We start from the raw sequence: 20,247 nt of genomic DNA on the forward strand, positions 1-20,247 counted from the left end.
GCCACCGGGGGCGCTATTCGCGTACGGGGTACGGAAACGTACGATCGGGCCGTACCCGGAGGAAGGCGAACGATGTCGGTGGAGCGCGGTGGCGGTGGAGATCCCGTCCGGACCCTGGCACTGCTCTGGAGCACCCAGCCGTCAGCGGGTCGACCGGGATCGACCGGCAGACCCGCCCGGGGCCGCCCACCCCGGCTGACCCTGGCACAGATCCGGCTCGCCGCCGTCGCGGTGGCCGATCGGGACGGGCTGGCCGCGATGTCGATGGCCCGGGTCGCCGAGGAGGTCGGGGTCGGCACGATGTCCCTCTACACGTACGTCCCGGGCCGGGCCGAACTGGTCGAGCTGATGGTGGACAGCGTGCTGAGCGAGCGGAACCTGCCCGGCCCGGACGACGTACGCCCCGCGGGCTGGCGGGCCCGGATCGGCCTCTACGCGGAGCGGACCCGGGCGATGTACCTGCGCCATCCGTGGCTGCGGGAGGTTTCCACCGTCCGCCCGCCACTCGGGCCGGGTCTGCTCGCCCAGCAGGAGTACCTGCTCGCGGCGCTGGCCGACACCGGCCTACCGGCCAGGCGGAGGGTCGCCGCCGCCGACGCGATCGTCACCTTCGTCGACGCCGCCGCCGGGCGGCAGGCGGAGAGCGACCAGGCCGAGCGGGCCACCGGGCAGTCCACCGACGACTGGTGGTCGGAACGGAACTCGTTCTGGGAGGACCATTTCGACGTCGAGCGGTACCCGGCGATGACCCGGACCTGGGAGGCCGACGGCTTCGTCGGCACCACCGAGGCGATGCTCGACGCCTACGAGTTCGGGTTGCGACTCCTGCTCGACGGCATCGAACGCACCATCGGGGCCAGCCAGCGGTGACGCGCCGACGGCCCACCCTGCCGTGGGCCGACAGCCGCCGGTCAGTATCGGACGGTGATCCGCTTCGCCGTCGCGTCGACCCGGACCTCGCCGCCGTACGGGACGATCAGCTGCGGGTCGGTGTGCCCGATCTCCAGGTCGAAGACGAGTACGGCGTCCGGGGCGTACGCGGCACAGGCCCGGCGTACGGCGTCCCGCTGCGCCCGCGCGTACGCCCGCTTCTGCTCCGGGCCGTACGGCTGGTCGCGGTCCCACGCCTTGGCCCGGCCGACCAGTACGGCGGGAAAGCCGCCGAGCAGCCCGCGCTCCCCCATGTCCCGCAGAATCCGGTACACCTCGACGTCCGACGGCAACTCCTCGGACGTCTCGATCAGCAGCACACACCCGGCGTACGCCCCGCTCGGGCCGATCCGGCCGGCCCGGAGCAGCCAGGACAGCACCTCCAGGTTGCCACCCCAGATCCGTCCCTCGACCAGCCGGCGCGGGCCGTACCAGGTCCAGCCGGAGGCCGGGTACATGGTCGGGGCCCGGTCGAGCGTGTCCGGGTCGCGCCAGTCGCCCGACTCGTCGGTGTACTCGGCGACCTCGGGCAGGTCGTGCCATCCGGTCTCGAACAGCGCGGTCCGCAGCGAGTCCAGGGTCACCGGGTGCATCGCCCCGCCCCGGCCCAGGTGCACCAGGACCGATCCGCCGTGGTACCCGACGATGCCCAGGTCGTACAGGTGGGCGAGCAGGTTGGTGTTGTCGGAGTAGCCGTAGAACGGCTTGGGGTTGGCCCGCAGCACGGCGTCGTCCAGGTGCGGGATGACGCTGATCTGGTCATCGCCGCCGATGCTGGCCAGTACCGCCGTGACCGACGGGTCCGCGAACGCCGCGCTGAGGTCGCGGGCCCGGTCCCGTGGGTCGGCGTCCATCACCCGGGTGGTCGGGTACTCGACCGGGATCAGGTCGAGTTCGGTGCGTAGCCGGTGCAGGCCGAGTTCGTACACCTCGGGAAAGATCGCCGGCAGGCCGGCGGACGGGGAGAGCACCGCGACCCGGTTCCCCGGGCGGGGCTTGGCCGGGTAGACCGGCCTCGGAACGGAAGGGTCGGGCATGCCGAAAGGTTAGTGCCGGGCCGGACGGGATCTCCACGGCTGGCCGTGTCGTCGTACCCTGAGCGTCCACACAACGGCCCGAGAGATGCCGGAGTTCTCGTGACCACTCCTCCGCCGCCCGGACCCGGGTGGCAGCCACCCGACTCCGGCCCACCCGCGTCCGGCCCACCGGCATCCGGCCCGCCCGGGCCGCCACCGCCGGGCTACGGACCACCGCCCGGCTACGGCACCGCGCCCGGCTACGGACCACCGCCGGGGTACGGACCACCGCCGGGCCACGGGGCCGCCCCGGGTTATGGACCGCCACCCGGATACGGACCGCCGCCGGGCTACGGGCCACCACCCGGGTACGGGCCACCGCCGGGAGCACCGGGTGGCCAGCCGACGGCACCTCCGCCGACCGCCAAGCGGATCCCCGAGGACCAGCCGTTCGTGGTACGCCCGAACGCGGTCAAGCGGGGCCTGCTGCTCGGTGCGGTCGCCCTGCTGCCACTCCTGCTGATCGCCTGCGGCGTCGGAGTCGCTCTGCTCGGTTCGGACACCTCCTCCTCCGGCGGCGGCGGTTCGGCGCTGGCCCCGCTCGCCTTCTTCGGCTGCATGCTGGCCGTGATCGCGGCGTCGCTCGGCTTCCAGTTGTGGCTCATCGCCTCGGGCGGACCGGTGATGGCGGTCGGCCCGGCCGGCATGTGGATCAAGAGCCGTCCCACCCGTGGCCAGGCGATCTGGCTGCCCTGGGAGGGCATCGCGCAGATCTCCCGGCGCCGCTGGAGCCTGGAGAAGATGGTGGTGGTCAAGGCCCGGGACCCCCGGGCGGACAGCAACCTCGGCGCCTTCACCGCCGTCGACGCCGGCCTGCTGAAACTCTTCTACGGCTCCGGCTTCACCGCCACGCTGAACTTCGCCGACAAGCCGGAGGCGGAGATCATGGCGGCGATCACCCACTTCAGCGCCGGGCGCTGCCCGATCACCTGGTGACCAACCCGTGCCGGTGACCGGCACCACCGCCGACCGGGCCGGACCACGTCCGGGTGAGCAAGCTAACGATCACCGGCGGACAGTTCGGCCTGCGTCGGGCACGATCGGCTGACCTGCGGCTACCTCCGGCCGGATACGCTCGACGAGTGTGCGGCGGGGATCGGTTCGGCGTGGACCACGTTCGCGTCGGCGGCCGGCCGCCGATAGCATCCACGGTGTCGGACAGCGCTGTCCTCCGTACTCGATCAAGGAGCGCACGGTGACCGACCAGCACGATCACGACGGCCCCGACGCGGCGCTGCGCGCTGACATCCGCCGGCTCGGCAAGCTCCTCGGTCAGACCCTCGCCCGGCAGGAGGGCCCGCCGCTGCTCGACCTGGTCGAGGAGGTCCGCGCCCTGGTCCGGCACGACGCCGAGGCCGCCGCCCAGCGGCTCGGCGCGATGGACGTGACCACCGGCACCAAGCTGGCCCGCGCCTTCTCCACCTACTTCCACCTGGCGAACATCACCGAGCAGGTGCACCGGTCCCGGGACCTGCGCCGGCAGCGGGCCGCGCACGGCGGCTGGCTGGACCAGGCCGCCCGGCTGATCCGCGAGCGGGGGGTGCCGCCGGAGGAGATCGCCTCGGCCGCGCGCCGGCTCGCCGTCCGTCCGGTCTTCACCGCCCACCCGACCGAGGCGGCCCGCCGGTCGATCCTGTCCAAGCTGCGTGCCGTCGCCGACGAACTCGACTCCGAGGCGGCCGCCGCCATCCTCTACGGCGCCAGCGACGAGGCCCCGGCCAACCGGCGGCTCGCCGAGCTGCTCGACCTGCTGTGGCAGACCGACGAGCTGCGGCTCGACCGGCCGGACCCTACCGACGAGGCCCGCAACGCCATCTACTACCTCCGGGACCTGTACGCCGAGGCGGCGCCGCAGGTGCTCGACGACCTCGCCGACACCCTGCGCGGGCTGGGCGTGGAAACCGCGCCGACGGCCCGGCCGCTCACCTTCGGCACCTGGATCGGCGGGGACCGGGACGGCAACCCCTTCGTCACCCCGCAGGTCACCCGGGACGTGCTGTTGATCCAGTACGAGCACGGCATCCAGGCGACCGAGGCGGCGATGGAGTCGCTGATCAACGAGATCTCGGTCTCCCGGCGACTGCGCGGGGTGTCCCTCGACCTCTCCGCCAGCCTCGCCAAGGACCTGGACGCGCTGCCCGAGGTCGCGGCCCGGTTCCGTCGGGTGAACGCCGAGGAGCCGTACCGGCTCAAGGCGCGGTGCGTCCGGGCGAAGCTGGCCAACACCCGGCGCCGCCTGGGCCAGGGCACCCCGCACGTTCCGGGTCGGGACTACCGGGGCTCCGCCGACCTGCTCGGCGACCTGGAACTGATGCGCGCCTCGCTGGCCCGCAACTCCGGTCAGCTCACCGCCGTCGGCCGGCTCGCCTCGGCGATCAGGACGGTCGCGGCGTTCGGCCCGCACCTGGCGACCATGGACATCCGGGAGCACGCCGAGGCGCACCACGCCGTACTCGCGCAGTTCTACACGGCCGTCGGCGAGGTGCCCGACTACGCGGCGCTGAGCCGTACCGAGCGGACCAAACTCCTCGCCGAGGAGCTGACCGGACGCCGACCGCTGTCCACCATGGACACGCCGCTGACCGAGGCGGCCCGGAAGACCTTCGACGTCTTCGGTACGGTCCGCGAGGTCCAGGAGCGGTTCGGCGTCGAGGTGATCGAGTCGTACATCATCTCGATGACGCTCGGCGTGGACGACGTACTCGCGGCGGTGGTGCTGGCCCGGGAGGCCGGACTGGTCGACGTGCACACCGGCCGGGCCCGGATCGGCTTCGTTCCGCTGCTGGAGACCCCGGCCGAACTCGACGCCGGTGGCGAGATGCTCGACGAACTGCTGTCGCTGCCGGCGTACCGGTCGCTGGTGGCGGCCCGGGGCGACGTGCAGGAGGTGATGCTCGGCTACTCCGACTCGAACAAGGAGGCGGGGATCACCACCTCACAGTGGTCGATCCACCGGGCCCAGCGCGCGCTGCGGGACGTGGCCGCCCGGCACAACGTACGGCTGCGGCTCTTCCACGGCCGGGGCGGTACGGTCGGCCGGGGCGGCGGGCCGACCCACGAGGCGATCCTGGCCCAGCCGTACGGCACCCTGGACGGCGAGATCAAGGTGACCGAGCAGGGTGAGGTCATCTCCGACAAGTACACCCTGCCGTCGCTGGCCCGGGAGAACCTGGAGCTGACCCTGGCCGCCGTGTTGCAGAGCACGCTGCTGCACACCACGCCGCGCCAGCCCGCCGAGGCACTGGACCGGTGGGACTCCACGATGGACGTCGTCTCCGGTGCCGCGTACCGCCGCTACCGGTCGCTGGTCGAGAACCCGGACCTGCCCGCGTACTTCTGGGCCTCCACCCCGACCGAACTGCTCGGCGCGCTCAACATCGGCTCCCGGCCGGCGAAACGCCCCAACACCGGTGCCGGACTCGCCGGGCTGCGCGCGATCCCGTGGGTCTTCGGCTGGACCCAGACCCGGCAGATCGTTCCCGGCTGGTTCGGTGTCGGGTCCGGGCTGGCCGCCGCCCGTGAGGCGGGAATGGCCGACGTCCTCTGCGAGATGCACCGGGCCTGGCACTTCTTCGGAACGTTCCTGTCGAACGTCGAGATGATGCTGAGCAAGACCGACCTCAACATCGCCCGGCGGTACGTCGAGACCCTGGTGCCGGAGCCGCTGCACCCGATCTTCCACATGATCGAGGCGGAGTACGAGCTGACCAAACGCGAGGTGCTGGCCATCACCTCGTCACCGGCGCTGCTGGAGAACTCGCCCGTGCTGCAACGTACGCTCGCCGTCCGGGACACCTACCTGGAGCCGCTGCACCACCTCCAGGTGGCCCTGCTGCGGCAGTACCGCGACTCGGGTGCCGCCGGCCGGGCCGTGGCCACCGCACCGGGCGGTCGGCGTGCCCCCGGCGACGGTACGGCGCTGGAGCGGGCCCTGCTCACCACCGTCAACGGCATCGCCGCGGGAATGCGCAACACCGGCTGACCGGCCGCGCCACCGACGTACCCGGTCCGACGCTCAGCGGGCGTGTCGGGTACGGACGCCGCGACCACGACGTCGTCGAGCACCTACCCTGCCAACCGGAGCGAACACCGACTTGGGGCGTACGGAGGAAGCGATGCGGGTGACGGTGCGCAGGGCGACCCCGGTGGACGCGCCGGCACTGGCGCGGCTGCGCTGGCGACGGGTAGAGGAACATGACGAGCCCGCCATGGACCGCGACGTGTTCCTGGAGATCTTCACGAGTTGGACGGTCGACCACCTCGCCACCCACCTGCCGTTCCTTGCCGAGGTGGACGGCCGGCTCGCCGGGATGACCTGGCTGATGCTCGCCGACCGGGCGCCGAGCCCCTGGAACCTCGACCGCCGCACCGGCGACGTGCAGGCGGTCTACGTCATACCGGAGCTGCGCAACCTCGGGGTGGGAAAGATGCTGATCGACACCGTGCTCGCCGAGGCCCGGCTCCGCGAACTGGAGTCGGTGACGGTGCACTCCAGCGACCGCGCGGTGCCGTTCTATCTGCGGGCCGGCTTCAAGGAGGGCCAGAACCGGCTCGAATGGCGCCCCTGAGTCCGCTCGGAAGCGGGGCGACCGGCATTGCGCTCGGTCGCCCCGGTCCGGTTGCCCCGGCAGCCGTTAGAAGGCGTCAACGACGTTGAAGTACGACCACACCGCCGGCGGCCCGCAGATGGCGCGCAGGCTGTACGCACCCACCGCCGGCAGTACCGGGCTGTACCCACGGATCAGCGGATCGGTGCACTCCAGGTAGATCTGGACCGCACCGGTGTAGACCTCGCAGTAGAACTCGATGGAGTAGCCCGGCGGGGCGTACCCGTAGTAGCAGTTGAACAGCGACACGGTGGCGGCCTTGGCGGAGGTACGGATCGCCGTCATCCGCGACAGGTCGGGCTTCGTCTTCTGGACGGTGAACATCTCCGTGTCCACCGGATGGGCCTTGCCGTTGGCGAGTTCGCCGGCCGGCGCCGGTGCCGGTGCCGGTGCCGCAGCGGCTGGCGCTCCGATGAAGGCGCACGCCGCCAACATGACCAGCGCGGTTACCGCCAGCCGTAGTGTGGTTGCGATGCCGGACCTCGATCCGGCGAACGGTCGACTCATGTGGCCAGCTCCTCGGTCAGGTTCCGATGGGGCGACTCCGCCATCGGGAAACCCGACTATGGCGCCCGGCACTGGACAGCATCTGGACCGCGACTGAAGGCTCGAATGGTCGCGGCCCCGCCCGCCGGCGGCTGATCGCGTTCGCGCCGGTCAGCTCGTCTCGCCCGCGACGCTGAACGAGCGCAGCCGGTCGATGGCGAGCACGGTGAAGCCGACCGTGAAGACAGCGGACATCACGATCGCCACCGGCAGCGACACCTTGCCCTCCAGCAACGTCGTCGGCGCGATCGTGTCGGCCACCGTCATCACGTAGTGCTGGATCGACAGCACAGTCGTACCGCTGACGACGTTGCCGAGCAGCCCCTCCCAGATCAGCACGTACACCAGGCCGAGCAGCACCGGGCGGCGGGTGATCAGGCTGAGCGCCAGGAAGAACGCCGAGTAGACCAGCGCGCCGATCGCGGTGGCCGCGGCCAGCCCCAGCCCGAACCGGATCGAGTTGGCCAGTACCCCGGCGACGTAGAGCGGAATGGCGGCGGTCAGGGCGGTGACCGCCGCCGCCACCCCGAGCTTGGGCAGCACGATCTGCCAGCGGGGCAGCGGCTTGGTCAGCACGTGCACCAGGGTTCCGTCGTCGATCTCGGAACCCAACACTCCGGTGCCGACGATCAGCGCGATGACCGGCAGCACCACCCCGAGGCCGAGCCCGTAGATGATCGGCGCGCCCCACTGGCCGGGTTCGACCCCGGCCGCCCGGGACAGCGCCGCCAGGAAGACCAGCAGCATCGGCAGGGGGAACAGCAGCAGGAACCGCCGACGGCCGAAGAGACCGCGTGCGGTGATCCAGGAGATAGTCGACACCAGTTACTCCTTAGTTCGCGACTGCGGGGCTCGCAAAACCGGCTCACTCCTCGCGCTCACGGACTTCACGCCTCCACAAGGTAGGAGAAGACACTCTCCAGGGACTCGTCCGAGGGCAGCAGTCGGCGTACCCGGATGCCCGAAGCCAGCGCGATCTTCGGCAGTGCCCGGGTGAAGCTGCCGTAGTCACCGGCCCGGACGGTCAGCCCGTCGCGGTCGATGTCCACGCCGTTGACCGACGGCTGCCCCATCAGCTCGACCGCCAGCCGCCGGTCGTCGCTGGACTGGACCGCGAAGACGTGCGGGCGGTTGGTCATCAGCCGCCGGATCGTCCGGAAGTCGCCGGAGGCCGCCAGCCGGCCCGAGACGATCACCTGGACCGTCCCGGAGACCTGCTCGACCTCCTCCAGGATGTGCGAGCTGAACAGGATGGTCCGGCCGGCACCGCCGAGCGAGTGCAGCAGCTCCATCATGTGCATCCGCTGTCTCGGGTCCATCCCGTTGAACGGCTCGTCGAGCAGGAGCACCTCGGGATCGTGCACGAGCGCGGCGGCGACCCGGGCCCGCTGGCGCATGCCCTTGGAGTAGGTACCGATCCGGCGGTCCTGGGCGTCGGCCAGCTCCACCAGGTCGATCGCCCGCTGCGCCGCCGCCTCCGGCTGGGGCAGACGGTGCAGCCGGGCGCTGGCCAGCACGAACTCGTACGCGCTGAGGAAGTCGTAGACGGCCTCACGCTCGGTGACCAGGCCGAGTCGGCGGTAGACGGCCGGGTTCCGCCAGGTGGGTTCACCGCCGAGCGTCACCGTGCCCCGCGAGGGGGCCAGGAACCCGGCCATCATGTGCAGCACGGTGGTCTTGCCGGCGCCGTTCGGTCCCAGCAGACCGGTGACCCCGGTGCCGAGACTCATCGTCACGTCGTTGACCGCCACCACGTTGCCGTACCAGCGGGACACCCCGCTGAGGTCCACGTTCGTCATGCTGAGTGACCTTTCATTCCCCACCGGCTTCTGGAACGCGCGCTTCCCACGCTCACTTGGCGGCGACCTTCCGGTAGCGGGCGAGCAGGAGGAGTACACAACCGGTTACCAGGGCGACCGTCACGATGGCGTACAGCGGGCCGTAGCCGCCGATGCCGGCCTCGCCGGTCGACTCGAACACCCAGTCCCCGAGCCCGCTGACCAGGCTGACCGGGCTGGCCAGGCCGGCCAGCTGATTCGCGGTCGCGTTCGGCATCAGGGCCAGCACCACCACGACCGGGGTGGTGAGCATGAAGGCACCCACGATCGCCCCGGCCGCGAGGGCGCGCCGCCGGATCAGCGACGAGATCAGCAGCGCCACGGCGCCGAAGACCACCGCGTGGACGGCCACATAGGCCAACGCACCCACGAAGTCACCGAACTCGCTCCACACCAGGCCGACCTCGCCCAGGGTGAAGGCGGCCCCGACGAACATCACCGTCATCGGTCCGGCCAGCAGCAGGAAGGTCGCGCAGACCAGGGACGCCAGCCGGGCCAGTGCGTAGTCGCCACGGCGCAGCGGGCGGGCGAAGTACAGCGGCAGCACACCACTGTGCAGGTCGCGGGAGGCGAGTTCCGGTGCGACGACGGCAGAGAAGAAGATGATCAGGACCGTCAGCACCTCGGGGAACTCGGCGTAGCCCAGTACCACCTCGCCGGTCTGGGCGCGTATCGCGGTCAGCACCACGGCGACGACTCCGACCACCCCGATCAGCAGCCACGGGAAGATCTTCGCCTTCGCGGTACGGCCGAGTCCGAAGGCGGCCCGCAGTCCGTGCAGGAACAGCGCACCGAAGATGTGCCGCCGGCCGAGCCGGGAACCGGCGTACCGCTGGTAGCCGATGTCGTGGATGACTCCGGTGGGCCGGGCGGCCTGCTGGGTGTCGAGCGTGGTCACTGGAGTCCTTCCCGGGTGGTGCCGGCGGCGGCCGGCTCGGCCGGCTGGCTCGGCTCGGCGGGCTCGGCAGGCTGGGTCGGTTCGGTGGCGAAAAGCTCCGCGACCCGGTGCCGTCGCTGGTCGAGCCGGTGCAACGGCAGGTCGAGTTCGGCGACGGCGGTCAGGATCAGGTCGTACGTCGCGTCGTCGAGCAGCGGTACGAGCAGCAGTTGACCGTCGGCGCGTACCGACAGGCCCGCCTCGGTCAGCCGGGCGGCCAACTCCTCGGTGCCCTCGCTGACCTCGATCGAGAGCACCTCGGTCACCGTGGTCATGTCGGAGAGCTGCGCGGAACGGAGCAGTCGACCGCCCTCGATCGCGACGAGGGCGTCACAGATCCGTTCGACCTCGCCGAGCAGGTGCGAACAGACCAGCACGGAGATGCCGAACTCGGTGCCGATCCGTTCGATCAGGGCGAGCATGGCATCCCGGCCGGCCGGGTCCAGTCCGTTGGTCGGCTCGTCGAGCAGCAGCAGATCCGGGTCGTGCACCAGGGCCTGGGCCAGCTTGACCCGCTGCTTCATCCCGGTCGAGTAACCGCCGATCTGCCGGTACCGCTCCTCGTAGAGGCCGACGTGCCGCAGCGTCTCGGAGGCCCGCTCCCGGGCGATCGTCCGGGGCAGCCCGCTCATCCGTCCCATGTGCGTGACGAACTCGGCTGCCGACAGGTCCGGCGGCAGACAGTCGTGTTCGGGCATGTAGCCGACCCGGGTCCGGACCTCGTGCCCGTCCACGGTCGGGTCGAGCCCGAGCACCCTGGCCTGCCCGCTGGTCGGGCCGAGCAGACCCAGCATGATCTTGATGAAGGTCGACTTGCCGGCCCCGTTGGCCCCGACCAGACCGACGATGCCGGGCTCCACGGTGACCGTCAGGTCGGACAGCGCGGTCACCTGGTTGCCGTACGTCTTGGTCAGCGACTGGGTCGCGATCAGTGTCACGCCGCCACCCTAGAGCCCCGGAGCCCGGCAGGGGGTCCGGGACAGACCCTGAGGGTTCCCCTGATCCTTGTGGCCCGTCACCCTGATCCGGCTCGGCCGGGCGGACAAAACCAGCCAACCTGGCGCCTCGGGCCACCGATTGGGTTCGACCGGTCATTCGACGCTTCCGAACTTCCCTCGGTTGGGTAATCTCCTCGTGGCCACCGATCAAACACGGTGCTGCCGATCGGGACGTCCAATCGGGAGTGGCGGTCTCGACCGATCGGCGGCAGGCTGAGAAACTGTGGGCCGGCCGGGTAGTTGGGGGTGCGATGAGCAACGGGTGGGTGCTGCCCGACGAGTTGCTGCGTGACGCTCCGGCGTACACGCCGCGCCCATTTGAGCTGGCCGACCTGGAGTTACTCCTCTCCGGTGCGTACGCCCCGCTCGATGGCTTCATGGGTCGCGCCGATCTGGCCTCGGTGGCCCGGCGCGGGCGGCTCGCCAACGCCACGCCCTGGCCGGTGCCGGTGACCCTGCAGATCCCGGGCGAGCTGACCAAGGGGCTCGACCTGGCCAATCCGGCGGAACGCGCACTGGTCCTCACCGACCCGGAGGGGGCGCCGACCGCGCTGCTGGAGGTCACCGACCTGTGGCCGAACCGTCAGGGCGGGTACGGCGTGGGCGGCACCGTCCGCCGGATCGGTGACGGCGGGCACGGCCCGTTCCAGCGGCTGCGCCGGGCGCCGGGCGAGGTACGCGAACTGCTGCCGCCGGGCCGGGTGCTCGGGGTGATCGCCGACCGCCCGCTGCACCGCCCGCAACTGGCGCAGATCGCCCACGCGGTCCGGACCCTCGCCGCCCACCTGCTCATCCTCGTTCCGGTCGCCGACAGCAACCCGGACGGGCTGGCACCGGAGGTGCTGGTACGCAGCGTATTCGGGGCGCGGGACCGGATGCCGCCGGCCACCATCGTCGCGGTGCCGATCGCCCGGCGCGGCGACGAGATCTGGGACGCGCTGCTCCGGGCCCGGGTGGCCCGCGCCTACGGGGTGACCCACGTCCTCTCCACCACCGAGATGCTCACCGGCGGCGGGCTGCGGATGCTGGTGCCCCGCGAGCTGGCCTACGACAACCGGGACGGCCAGTGGCGGTGGCGGGACGACATCCCGCCGCGCAACCGGCGGCTGGCACTGAGCCAGGAGGAGATCGACGACCTGCTCGACCGGGGCTTCCCGTTGCCGGAGTGGCACACTCCGCCGGCCGTGGCGAAGGAGCTGACCCGGGCCCGGCCACCCCGTCGGCACCGGGGCCTGGTGGTCCTCTTCACCGGGCTCTCCGGCTCGGGCAAGTCGACGATCGCCAGGGGCCTGGCCGACGCGCTGCGGGAGAGCGGCGACCGGACGGTCACCCTGCTCGACGGCGACGTGGTCCGGCGGGAACTCTCCGCGGGCCTCGGTTTCAGCCGGGCCGACCGCGATCTGAACGTACGCCGGATCGGCTGGGTCGCCGCTGAGGTGGCCCGGCACCGGGGCCTGGCGATCTGCTGCCCGATCGCGCCGTACGCCCGGGCCCGGTCGAATGCCCGGGAGATGGCGCGGGCGGCCGGCGCCGGGTTCCTGCTCGTCCACGTCGCCACCCCGCTGGCGGTCTGCGAGCAGCGGGACCGGAAGGGTCTGTACGCCAGGGCCCGGGCCGGTCAGCTCAGCGGAATGACCGGCATCGACGACCCGTACGAGGAGCCGACCGACGCCGATCTGGTGTTGGACACCACCGACGTGACGGTGGAGGAGTGCGTCCGTACGGTGCTGGCGCGGCTGACCGAGACCGGCTGGGTCGAACCCCGCCTCCAACCCGCCTGAGCGGTAAGGAAGGGCCCCTTCTTATCGCTTTCTGCATAGGAAGGGCCCCTTCCTAACACCCCACCTTCGGGACCTGGCACCTCTTACGCTGCCCCCGACCGAGCGCTAGTGTGCGTATCTGTTGGATTGCGTGCGAGCACGTTGGAGGCGGTGTGGGAAGTCTGGTGCCGGGCATCGACGGCCTGAGCTACGGCGGCGACTACAACCCCGAGCAGTGGCCCGAGCAGGTGTGGCCGGAGGACGTGGCGCTGATGCGGGAGGCCGGGGTCAACCTGGTCACCGTCGGCGTCTTCGCCTGGGCCTGGCTCGAACCGGCCCCCGGGCGGTACACCTTCGACCGGCTGGACCGGATCATGGACGGGCTGCACGCCGGTGGGATCCGGGTCTGCCTGGCCACCGCCACCGCCTCGCCACCGCCCTGGTTCTCGTACGCACATCCGGAGACGCTGCCGGTGGACGCCGACGGCCGACGGCTGACGTACGGCAGCCGGCAGGCGATCTGTGCCAGTTCCCCGGAGTACCGGCAGGCCGCACTGGCGCTGACCGAGCAACTCGTCCGGCGCTACTCCGACCATCCCGCGCTGGCCATCTGGCACGTGCACAACGAGTACGCCTGCCACAACGCGCACTGCTACTGCGACACCTCGGCAGCCGCGTTCCGGAGCTGGCTCCAGCACCGGTACGGCGACCTCGACGGTCTCAACGCGGCCTGGGGTACGGCGTTCTGGTCGCAGACGTACACCGACTGGGCGCAGGTGCAGCCGCCCCGGGCCACCCCGACCTCCTCGAACCCCGGACAGGTGCTGGACTTCAAGCGGTTCAGTTCGGACGAGCACCTGGCCTGCTTCACCGCCGAACGGGACCTGCTGCACCGGCTCTCCCCCGGCGTACCGGTGACCACCAACCTGATGACCGCGAGCTGCCTCAACCTGGACTACTGGGACTGGGGCCGGGAGCTGACCGGCCCGGACCGGCTGCTCTCCAACGACCACTATCTGCTCGGCGAGCATCCGCTGGAACTGCCGGCACAGATCGCCTTCGCCGCCGACCTGAGCCGGTCGCTGGCCGGTGGGCCGTGGCTGCTGATGGAGCACTCCACCAGCGCGGTCAACTGGCAGCCGCGCAACCTGGCGAAGCCGGCCGGGCAGCTGGTCCGGGACGCACTGGCGCACGTGGCCCGGGGCTCGGAGGGCGCGCTCTTCTTCCAGTGGCGGGCCAGCCGGGCCGGGTCGGAGAAGTGGCACTCGGCGATGCTGCCGCACGCCGGGACCGAGTCGAAGATCTGGCGCGAGGTGGTCCAGCTCGGCGGGCACCTGCGGGCGCTGGCCGAGATCGAGGGCTCCCGGACCGAGGCGGACGTCGCGGTACTGCTCGACTACGGCAGCGTCTGGGCCCAGGAGGCGGCCAACCAGCCCAGCACGGACATGGTGGCGTTCGACGAGATCCGGCGCTGGCACAGCGCGCTCTGGCGGGCCGGGATCACCGCCGACCTCGCCCTGCCCGGCGCCGACCTGAGCGGCTACCGGCTGGTGCTGGCCCCGGCGCTGTACGCGGTGGACGACGCCGGCATCGACAACCTCACCGGGTACGTCCGGTCCGGCGGCACCCTGGTCGTCGGCCCGTACAGCGGGCTGGTCGACGAGCGGGACCAGGTCCGGCCGGCACCCCTGCCGGGCGCCTTCGCGGAACTGCTCGGCATCCGGGTGGAGGAGTTCTTCCCGCTCCCCGCCGCCGCGACGGTACGCCTCGACGACGGCGCCTCGGCGGGCGTCTGGACCGAGGCGTTGGCCGCACCGGACGCCGAGGTGCTGGCCCGGTACGCCGACGGCCCCGTCACCGGGGGTCCCGCGATCACCCGCCGGACCGGTGCCGGCGGTCCGGCCTGGTATCTCGGCACCCGACTGGACGACACCGCGCTCGGCCGGCTGCTGACAACCGTGGCGGGCGCCGCCGGGGCCGGGCCCACCCGAGCGCCCGTACCCGGAGTCGAGGCGATCCGGCGGCGGCACCCGGACGGCCGGTCGTACCTTTTCCTGCTCAACCACGGCGACCGGCCGGCGGAGGTCGACGCGACCGGGGTCGACCTGCTCACCGGGGTCCGGTGGACCGGTCCGACCACGGTCGAACCGCACGGCGTCACCGTGCTCGCCGACCACCGGGCCGGCCCGGAGCCGTCCGCCGGGGCCAGACGCTGATGCTGGCCCCGCAGCGCCAGGAGGCGATCCTGAGCCGGGTCCGTACCGCCGGCGGAGTCCGGGTGACCGAACTGGCCGCCGAGTTCGGCGTCTCCGACATGACGATCCGGCGCGACCTGGAGGCGCTGGCCGAACGCGGCCTGCTGGCCAAGGTGCACGGCGGGGCGACCACGGCCCGGCCCGGCTCGACCGACGAGCCGGGTTTCGCGGCCAAGTCGGTCCGGCAGCGGGCCGAGAAGGCCGCCATCGCACAGGAGGCCGCCCGGCTGGTCACCCCGGGGATGGCGGTCGCGCTCTCCGCCGGTACGACCACCGCCGAACTCGCCCACCGGCTGACCGGGGTACCGGCGCTGACCGTGGTCACCAACTCGATCCCGGTCGCCGAGATCCTGCACCGGTCCGGACGTCCGGACCAGACGGTGGTGCTCACCGGCGGGGTACGCACCCCGTCCGACGCGCTGGTCGGGCCGGTGGCGGTCGCGGCGATCCGGTCGCTCCACCTGGACCTGGTCTTCCTCGGCGTACACGGGATGAGCGAACGGGCCGGCTTCAGCACGCCGAACCTGCTGGAGGCCGAGACGAACCGGGCGCTGCTGGCCGCGGGCGACCGGCTGGTGGTCCTCGCCGACCACACCAAGTGGGCGACCGTCGGGATCTCCTCGTTCGCCGAACTGGCCGAGGCGCACACCGTGGTCTCCGACGCCGACCTGCCCGAGCCGGCCCGGGAGGTCCTGGCGGCCCAGGTCACCGAACTACTGATCTGTGAACTGTCGGCATGAGCGAGTGGAACGGGGCGGCATGAGGCGTACGTCGGTGAAGCTCGCGGACGGGCGCGAGCTGATCTACTTCGACGAGCGGCCGGACGCGGTACGGGAGGGGCCGGACCGGCGGGACCTGCCGCTGCCGCCACCCGCCTCGCAACTGCGGTACGACCCGCTGGTCGACGAGTGGGTGGCGATCGCGGCGCACCGGCAGGGCCGGATCTTCCTGCCGCCCAGCGACCAGTGCCCGTTGTGTCCGTCCACTCCGGAGCGGTCGAGTGAGATCCCCTCGTACGACTACGACGTGGTGGTCTTCGAGAACCGCTTTCCGTCCTTCAGCGACCGCCCCGGGGATCCACCCGGACAGGTCACCCCGTACACCGCCGTCCGGCCCGGGACCGGGCGGTGCGAGGTGGTCTGCTTCACCGCCGACCATCACGCCTCGTTCGGCAGCCTCGCGCCGAGCCGGGTCCGTACGGTGCTGGAGGCGCTCGCCGACCGTACCGCCGCGCTCGCCGGGCTGCCCGGGGTGGAGCAGGTCTTCTGCTTCGAGAACCGTGGGGTGGAGATCGGGGTCACCCTGCACCATCCACACGGCCAGATCTACGCGTACCCGTTCCTGCCACCGCGCAGCCGGGCGATGCTGAACGCGGCCGAACGGCACGCGGAACGTACCGGCGGACGCAACCTGTACGCGGACGTCCTCGCCGCCGAACGGGCTGCCGGGGACCGGGTGGTGGCCGAGAACGAGCACTGGACGGCGTACGTACCGGCCGCCGCCCGCTGGCCGTTCGAGGTGCACCTGGCACCACACCGGCCGGTGCCCGACATCCCGGCGCTGGACGACGCCGAGCGGGACGCCTTCGGGCCGCTCTACCTGGACCTACTGCGTCGCCTCGACGCGCTCTTCGACCGGCCGCTGCCGTACATCTCGGCCTGGCACCAGGCGCCGGTGCACGCCGCGCCGGGCCTGGGGCACCTGCACCTGCAGGTGTTCAGCATCCGGCGGGCGGCGGACAAGCTGAAGTACCTGGCGGGGTCGGAGTCGGCGATGGGGGTCTTCATCAACGACATCGCGCCGGAGCGGGCGGCCCAGATGCTGCGGGACCTCGCCTAGGCCGATCCGCCCTCCCTGTCGGAGGCCGGTCCTAGGCTGCCGGCATGACCCACTCGACGGCTCCGGCCGGTGTGCACGGACTACCCACGGCGATGGCGGCCCGGGTGGCCGCGGGTGAGCTACCCGGCCTGGTCACCCTGGTCGCCCGGGGTGACGACGTCCGTGTCGACCCGATCGGCACGCTGAGGTTCGGCGGCGCCGCGCCGATGCGCCGCGACACGATCTTCCGGATCGGCTCGATGACGAAGCCGGTGCTCGGAGTGGCCACGATGATGCTGGTGGAGGACGGCAGGCTCGCCCTGGACGAGCCGATCGACCGCCTGCTGCCGGAGTTGGCCGGCCAGGGCGTGCTGCGCCGGCTCGACGGCCCGCTCGACGACACCGTCCCGGCCGACCGCCCGACCACGGTCGAGGACCTGCTGACGTTCCGGATGGGGCACGGCATGATCTTCGAGCCGAGCTTCCAGCCTCCCTACCCGGTCGTCACCGCCGCCAGCGAGCGGCAACTGCGGATCGGGCCGCCGGATCCGCGTACGCCGCACGACCCGGACGAGTGGATGAGACAGTTCGGGGCGCTGCCGCTGCTGCACCAGCCCGGCGAGCGGTGGCAGTACGACAGCGCCGCGCTGGTGCTCGGGATCCTGGTCGCCCGTGCCGCCGGGCAGTCGTTGCCGGACTTCTTCCGGACCCGGATCTTCGAACCGCTCGGCATGATCGAAACCGGCTTCTCCCTGCCCGCCGGAGACCTCGACCGGCTGCCGGGCTACTACGCGACCGACCCCGAGACCGGCGCGCTCGCGGAGCAGGAGCTCTCCGCGCCGGGCGAGTGGGCTGAGCCGCCGGTCTTCCCGTCCGGCGCGGCCGGCCTGGTCTCCACCGTGGACGACTACCTGGCGTTGGCCCGGCTGCTGCTGCACCGGGGAGTTCACCGGAGCGAGCGGCTGCTGTCGGAGCGATCCGTCGAGTTGATCACCACCAACCACCTGACGCCGGAGCAGATCGCCGGGGGCGGGCCGGTGCTGGACGGACAGGGCTGGGGCTACTGCCTGGCGGTCAACACCGCGCCGGACGAGGTGTCCCCGGTGCCGGGCCGGTACGGCTGGGACGGCGGCTACGGTACGTCCTGGTTCAACGACCCCCACCGGGGTCTGATCGCGATCGCGCTGACCCAGACCGTCGCCTTCCTGTTCGACGGTGGGCTGACGGAGTTCCGGCGGCTGGCCTGACCGCTCTCCGACGAGCGCCTGGCCGGAGTTCCCGGACCCCGACGAGCGAGCCGGATCAGTCGCGCCGGGTCGGGCTGACAAAATGCATGTTCATGGAGCAACGCGTTCATTTCATCACGGTGGCGACGCTCGATCTCGATGCGGCCCGGCGCTTCTACGTCGAGGGGCTGGGCTGGACGCCGACGCTCGACGTACCGGACGAGATCGTCTTCTTCCAGCTGGCTCCGGGAGTGGTACTCGGGCTCTTCGACGCGGACGCGTTCCTCGCCGACATCGACGCCGGATCCGCACTCGCCGCCGCGCCGAGCGGCTTCACCCTCTCGCACAACGTCGACAGCCCCGAGGAGGTCGACCGGGTGTTGGGTCAGGCACTCGACGCCGGGGCGAGAATCGTCAAGTCGGGCCGGCAGGCCGCCTTCGGCGGCTACCACGGGATTTTCGCCGACCCGAACGAGGTGTTGTGGGAGGTCGCCCACAACCCGGGCTGGCGGGTCGCCGACGACGGAACCGTCGTCCTCGGCCCGGTCGAGGAGTAGCAGCCCTGGCCCGGTCGAGGAGTAGTGGTCCCGGCCCGGTCGAGGAGTGGCGGGCCGATCCTGTACGCCCGCCGGCACCGGTGACCGCGAGACACGACCCGGCCCGGCCGCGCCTCGCGGTCACCCGTCGCCGGACCTGCTATCGCACCAGGCCGATGCCGGTGAAGGTGCGGTCGTACTCGGGGAACGACTGGTTGTTGAAGGGCGCGTAGATCCAGGTACGCAACGAGTTGGCCGCCGTGTCGACCTCCATCAGCCGTACCGGGTTGGTGGTGTTCGAGTGGAACGTCTGGAGGAAGGTGTAGATCCGGTTGCCGTGTACGCCGGTGTCCACCCGGTTCGCCGCCACACCCACGTGGCCGGAGAAGACGAACTTGATGTTGGCGTACTGCTTGATCAGGTTGTCGTACAGGTACTGCGGGCTGGTGGCGCCGTAGCTCGCGCTCTGCTCGATATTGCCGTTGCCGTCGATGTAGTCGTGCGTGACGACCACGACGTTGTGCCGCGAGTTGGCGGCGACGACGCCCTTCGCCCAGTTGACCGCCTCGGCCCGGGGCCACAGTTCGAGGGTCAGCACCAGCCACTGCACGCCGCCGGCCTCGTACGTCGAGTACGAGTTGTCGACCTTGCCCGCCTCGAACTGTCCCCGTACGCCGCCGTACTGGCCGGCGGTGAAGTACCGGTTGAACACGGTCGTGTCCCGCACGAGTTCGCGGGTCCGGGCGGGATCCCGGGCCGAGCCGCCGACACCGGTCGCCTGGGTGTCGTGGTTCCCGATCGCCAGCGAGTACGGAATCCGCGCCGTCTCGAACGGCCGCATGGCGTTCCGGGCGATCTCGTACTGCGAGTGGTCCGGGGTGTCCCAGTTCACGACGTCACCAGAGTGCGTCACGAACCGCAGGTCCAGCGCGGAGCGGTTGCCGACCAGCCAGTCGGTGCGCTGCCGGAAGCGGGTGTCACTCGCGTTCAGGACCTCCTGCTGGGTGTCGGGCATGACCGCGAAGCTGAACTTCGGGTCGGTCGTCGTGGCCGGCGTCTCCATCCGGGCGTACGCCACGTGCACGTTGCGGTCGCACGACGCCGTACTCCGGTCGTTGACCAGCTGGATCCGGACGCTGTGCTGGCCCGCGCCGACCGCCGCGCCCACCGGATAGCTGCCGTAGCTGGTGGCGCTGACGATCGTGCTCTCACCGACGACCGCGCCGTCCACGGTCACCCGGATGGTCGGCCAGCCCTCGCAGTTGTCGCCGATGGCGCCGACCAGGACCCGGCCGGAGCCCTGGATCGTGGTGGTGGCGTAGCTGGAGTTGCTCCACAGTGAGGCGTGGGTACCCGACGCGGGCACCGGCGTGCCGGTCGCCGGGCGGATCGTGCCGTCCACCACGCTGAACTGCGACGGTTCGGCGGCGCTCGCGGCGCCGGTGAAGCTGGCTCCCGACGTCACCACCGCCGCGGCGACGACGATCACCGAGGTGATCACGGATCTGCTCTTCCTGGTACGCACCGTCGTTCCCTCCATGCAGGCTCCGCCCGTTGGCGGACATCTGGAGGTTAGACAAGATCAGCATCTCATCCAGCGCGATGCATGGGAACACCTGGAGAACAGTGGGAGACCGGCGGAAATGAGGGCGCGGGGGGCCCGGGACAGGGCCCCCCGCAGGGAAGGGACGGCCGGCTGTGCGCAACAGCCGGGAAGACC

16 protein-coding genes and 1 pseudogene are annotated in these 20,247 nt (G+C 71.5%); 10 read left to right on the forward strand and 7 right to left on the reverse strand.

Translation table 11 applies throughout. The annotated features are described in order from the left end of the window. The first annotated feature begins 72 nt into the window (after window positions 1-72). Complete coding sequence (locus H4W31_RS02930) at window positions 73-870, forward strand: TetR/AcrR family transcriptional regulator (RefSeq protein ID WP_192765231.1); 798 nt, start codon at window positions 73-75, stop codon at window positions 868-870. Between the two features lie 41 nt (window positions 871-911). Here the strand turns inward: H4W31_RS02930 and H4W31_RS02935 are convergent, their stop codons facing one another. After that, entirely contained in the window at window positions 912-1,967 is a 1,056-nt protein-coding gene (locus tag H4W31_RS02935) for a S66 family peptidase (RefSeq protein ID WP_192765232.1), read from the reverse strand. Between the two features lie 99 nt (window positions 1,968-2,066). Here H4W31_RS02935 and H4W31_RS02940 point away from each other — a divergent pair, with 99 nt between their 5' ends. From H4W31_RS02940 to H4W31_RS02950, 3 genes are all read left to right on the forward strand, one after another. Further along, complete coding sequence (locus H4W31_RS02940) at window positions 2,067-2,942, forward strand: hypothetical protein (RefSeq protein WP_192765233.1); 876 nt, start codon at window positions 2,067-2,069, stop codon at window positions 2,940-2,942. Window positions 2,943-3,201: 259 nt separating this feature from the next. Then, window positions 3,202-5,988, forward strand: a complete 2,787-nt coding sequence (ppc, locus tag H4W31_RS02945) for a phosphoenolpyruvate carboxylase (RefSeq protein ID WP_192765234.1) — start codon at window positions 3,202-3,204, stop codon at window positions 5,986-5,988. A gap of 133 nt (window positions 5,989-6,121) precedes the next feature. Continuing rightward, window positions 6,122-6,574, forward strand: a complete 453-nt coding sequence (locus H4W31_RS02950; protein ID WP_225945367.1) for a GNAT family N-acetyltransferase — start codon at window positions 6,122-6,124, stop codon at window positions 6,572-6,574. A 66-nt stretch (window positions 6,575-6,640) separates the two neighbouring features. Here H4W31_RS02950 and H4W31_RS02955 read toward each other — a convergent pair whose 3' ends face one another. The 5 genes and pseudogenes from H4W31_RS02955 to H4W31_RS02975 all read right to left on the reverse strand — a co-directional run. Further along, window positions 6,641-7,120, reverse strand: coding sequence for a hypothetical protein (locus tag H4W31_RS02955; RefSeq protein ID WP_192765235.1), 480 nt, complete (start codon window positions 7,118-7,120; stop codon window positions 6,641-6,643). A 150-nt stretch (window positions 7,121-7,270) separates the two neighbouring features. Further along, window positions 7,271-7,981 (reverse strand): ABC transporter permease, encoded by a 711-nt coding sequence (locus H4W31_RS02960; protein WP_192765236.1) that lies wholly within the window; start codon window positions 7,979-7,981, stop codon window positions 7,271-7,273. A 65-nt stretch (window positions 7,982-8,046) separates the two neighbouring features. Beyond that, a complete protein-coding gene (locus tag H4W31_RS02965; RefSeq protein WP_192765237.1) occupies window positions 8,047-8,958 on the reverse strand; it encodes an ABC transporter ATP-binding protein in 912 nt (303 codons plus the stop codon). 52 nt (window positions 8,959-9,010) lie between these two features. Beyond that, the gene (locus tag H4W31_RS02970) at window positions 9,011-9,895 is read right to left on the reverse strand and encodes an ABC transporter permease subunit (RefSeq protein WP_192765238.1); all 885 of its coding nucleotides are present in this window, start codon (window positions 9,893-9,895) and stop codon (window positions 9,011-9,013) included. A 74-nt stretch (window positions 9,896-9,969) separates the two neighbouring features. Next, a pseudogene (locus tag H4W31_RS02975) lies at window positions 9,970-10,872 on the reverse strand (ABC transporter ATP-binding protein); the annotation flags it as partial. 311 nt (window positions 10,873-11,183) lie between these two features. Between H4W31_RS02975 and cysC the strand changes: the two are divergent. From cysC to H4W31_RS03005, 6 genes are all read left to right on the forward strand, one after another. Continuing rightward, window positions 11,184-12,713, forward strand: coding sequence for an adenylyl-sulfate kinase (gene cysC, locus H4W31_RS02980; protein ID WP_192765240.1), 1,530 nt, complete (start codon window positions 11,184-11,186; stop codon window positions 12,711-12,713). Between the two features lie 152 nt (window positions 12,714-12,865). After that, complete coding sequence (locus H4W31_RS02985; RefSeq protein WP_318782994.1) at window positions 12,866-14,908, forward strand: beta-galactosidase; 2,043 nt, start codon at window positions 12,866-12,868, stop codon at window positions 14,906-14,908. Continuing rightward, a complete protein-coding gene (locus H4W31_RS02990; protein ID WP_192765241.1) occupies window positions 14,908-15,687 on the forward strand; it encodes a DeoR/GlpR family DNA-binding transcription regulator in 780 nt (259 codons plus the stop codon). Before H4W31_RS02985 ends, H4W31_RS02990 begins: the two co-directional genes overlap by 1 nt. A 19-nt stretch (window positions 15,688-15,706) precedes the next feature. Next, the gene (gene galT, locus H4W31_RS02995; protein WP_192765242.1) at window positions 15,707-16,786 is read left to right on the forward strand and encodes a galactose-1-phosphate uridylyltransferase; all 1,080 of its coding nucleotides are present in this window, start codon (window positions 15,707-15,709) and stop codon (window positions 16,784-16,786) included. Window positions 16,787-16,830: 44 nt separating this feature from the next. Beyond that, window positions 16,831-18,012, forward strand: coding sequence for a serine hydrolase domain-containing protein (locus H4W31_RS03000; RefSeq protein WP_192765243.1), 1,182 nt, complete (start codon window positions 16,831-16,833; stop codon window positions 18,010-18,012). A 92-nt stretch (window positions 18,013-18,104) separates the two neighbouring features. Then, window positions 18,105-18,548 carry a VOC family protein gene (locus H4W31_RS03005; RefSeq protein ID WP_192765244.1) on the forward strand — a complete coding sequence of 148 codons (444 nt, stop codon included), beginning with the start codon at window positions 18,105-18,107 and terminating at the stop codon, window positions 18,546-18,548. 139 nt (window positions 18,549-18,687) lie between these two features. On the opposite strand, the gene H4W31_RS03010 is transcribed toward H4W31_RS03005, so the two are convergent. Next, on the reverse strand, window positions 18,688-20,067 hold the full coding sequence (locus H4W31_RS03010) for a carbohydrate-binding domain-containing protein (protein WP_192765245.1): 1,380 nt from the start codon (window positions 20,065-20,067) through the stop codon (window positions 18,688-18,690). Between the last annotated feature and the right edge of the window lie 180 nt (window positions 20,068-20,247).

Origin of the sequence: Plantactinospora soyae, from assembly GCF_014874095.1 — a bacterium.
GTDB lineage: Bacteria > Actinomycetota > Actinomycetes > Mycobacteriales > Micromonosporaceae > Plantactinospora > Plantactinospora soyae.

Coding starts and splice junctions, on each gene's coding strand:
- galT (WP_192765242.1), top strand. CDS start 15,707: ATGAGGCGTACGTCGGTGAAGCTCGCGGACGGGCGCGAGCTGATCTAC.
- H4W31_RS02990 (WP_192765241.1), top strand. CDS start 14,908: ATGCTGGCCCCGCAGCGCCAGGAGGCGATCCTGAGCCGGGTCCGTACC.
- H4W31_RS02950 (WP_225945367.1), top strand. CDS start 6,122: ATGCGGGTGACGGTGCGCAGGGCGACCCCGGTGGACGCGCCGGCACTG.
- H4W31_RS02965 (WP_192765237.1), bottom strand. CDS start 8,958: ATGACGAACGTGGACCTCAGCGGGGTGTCCCGCTGGTACGGCAACGTG.
- H4W31_RS02935 (WP_192765232.1), bottom strand. CDS start 1,967: ATGCCCGACCCTTCCGTTCCGAGGCCGGTCTACCCGGCCAAGCCCCGC.
- H4W31_RS03000 (WP_192765243.1), top strand. CDS start 16,831: ATGACCCACTCGACGGCTCCGGCCGGTGTGCACGGACTACCCACGGCG.
- H4W31_RS02955 (WP_192765235.1), bottom strand. CDS start 7,120: ATGAGTCGACCGTTCGCCGGATCGAGGTCCGGCATCGCAACCACACTA.
- H4W31_RS02930 (WP_192765231.1), top strand. CDS start 73: ATGTCGGTGGAGCGCGGTGGCGGTGGAGATCCCGTCCGGACCCTGGCA.
- cysC (WP_192765240.1), top strand. CDS start 11,184: ATGAGCAACGGGTGGGTGCTGCCCGACGAGTTGCTGCGTGACGCTCCG.
- H4W31_RS03005 (WP_192765244.1), top strand. CDS start 18,105: ATGGAGCAACGCGTTCATTTCATCACGGTGGCGACGCTCGATCTCGAT.
- H4W31_RS03010 (WP_192765245.1), bottom strand. CDS start 20,067: ATGGAGGGAACGACGGTGCGTACCAGGAAGAGCAGATCCGTGATCACC.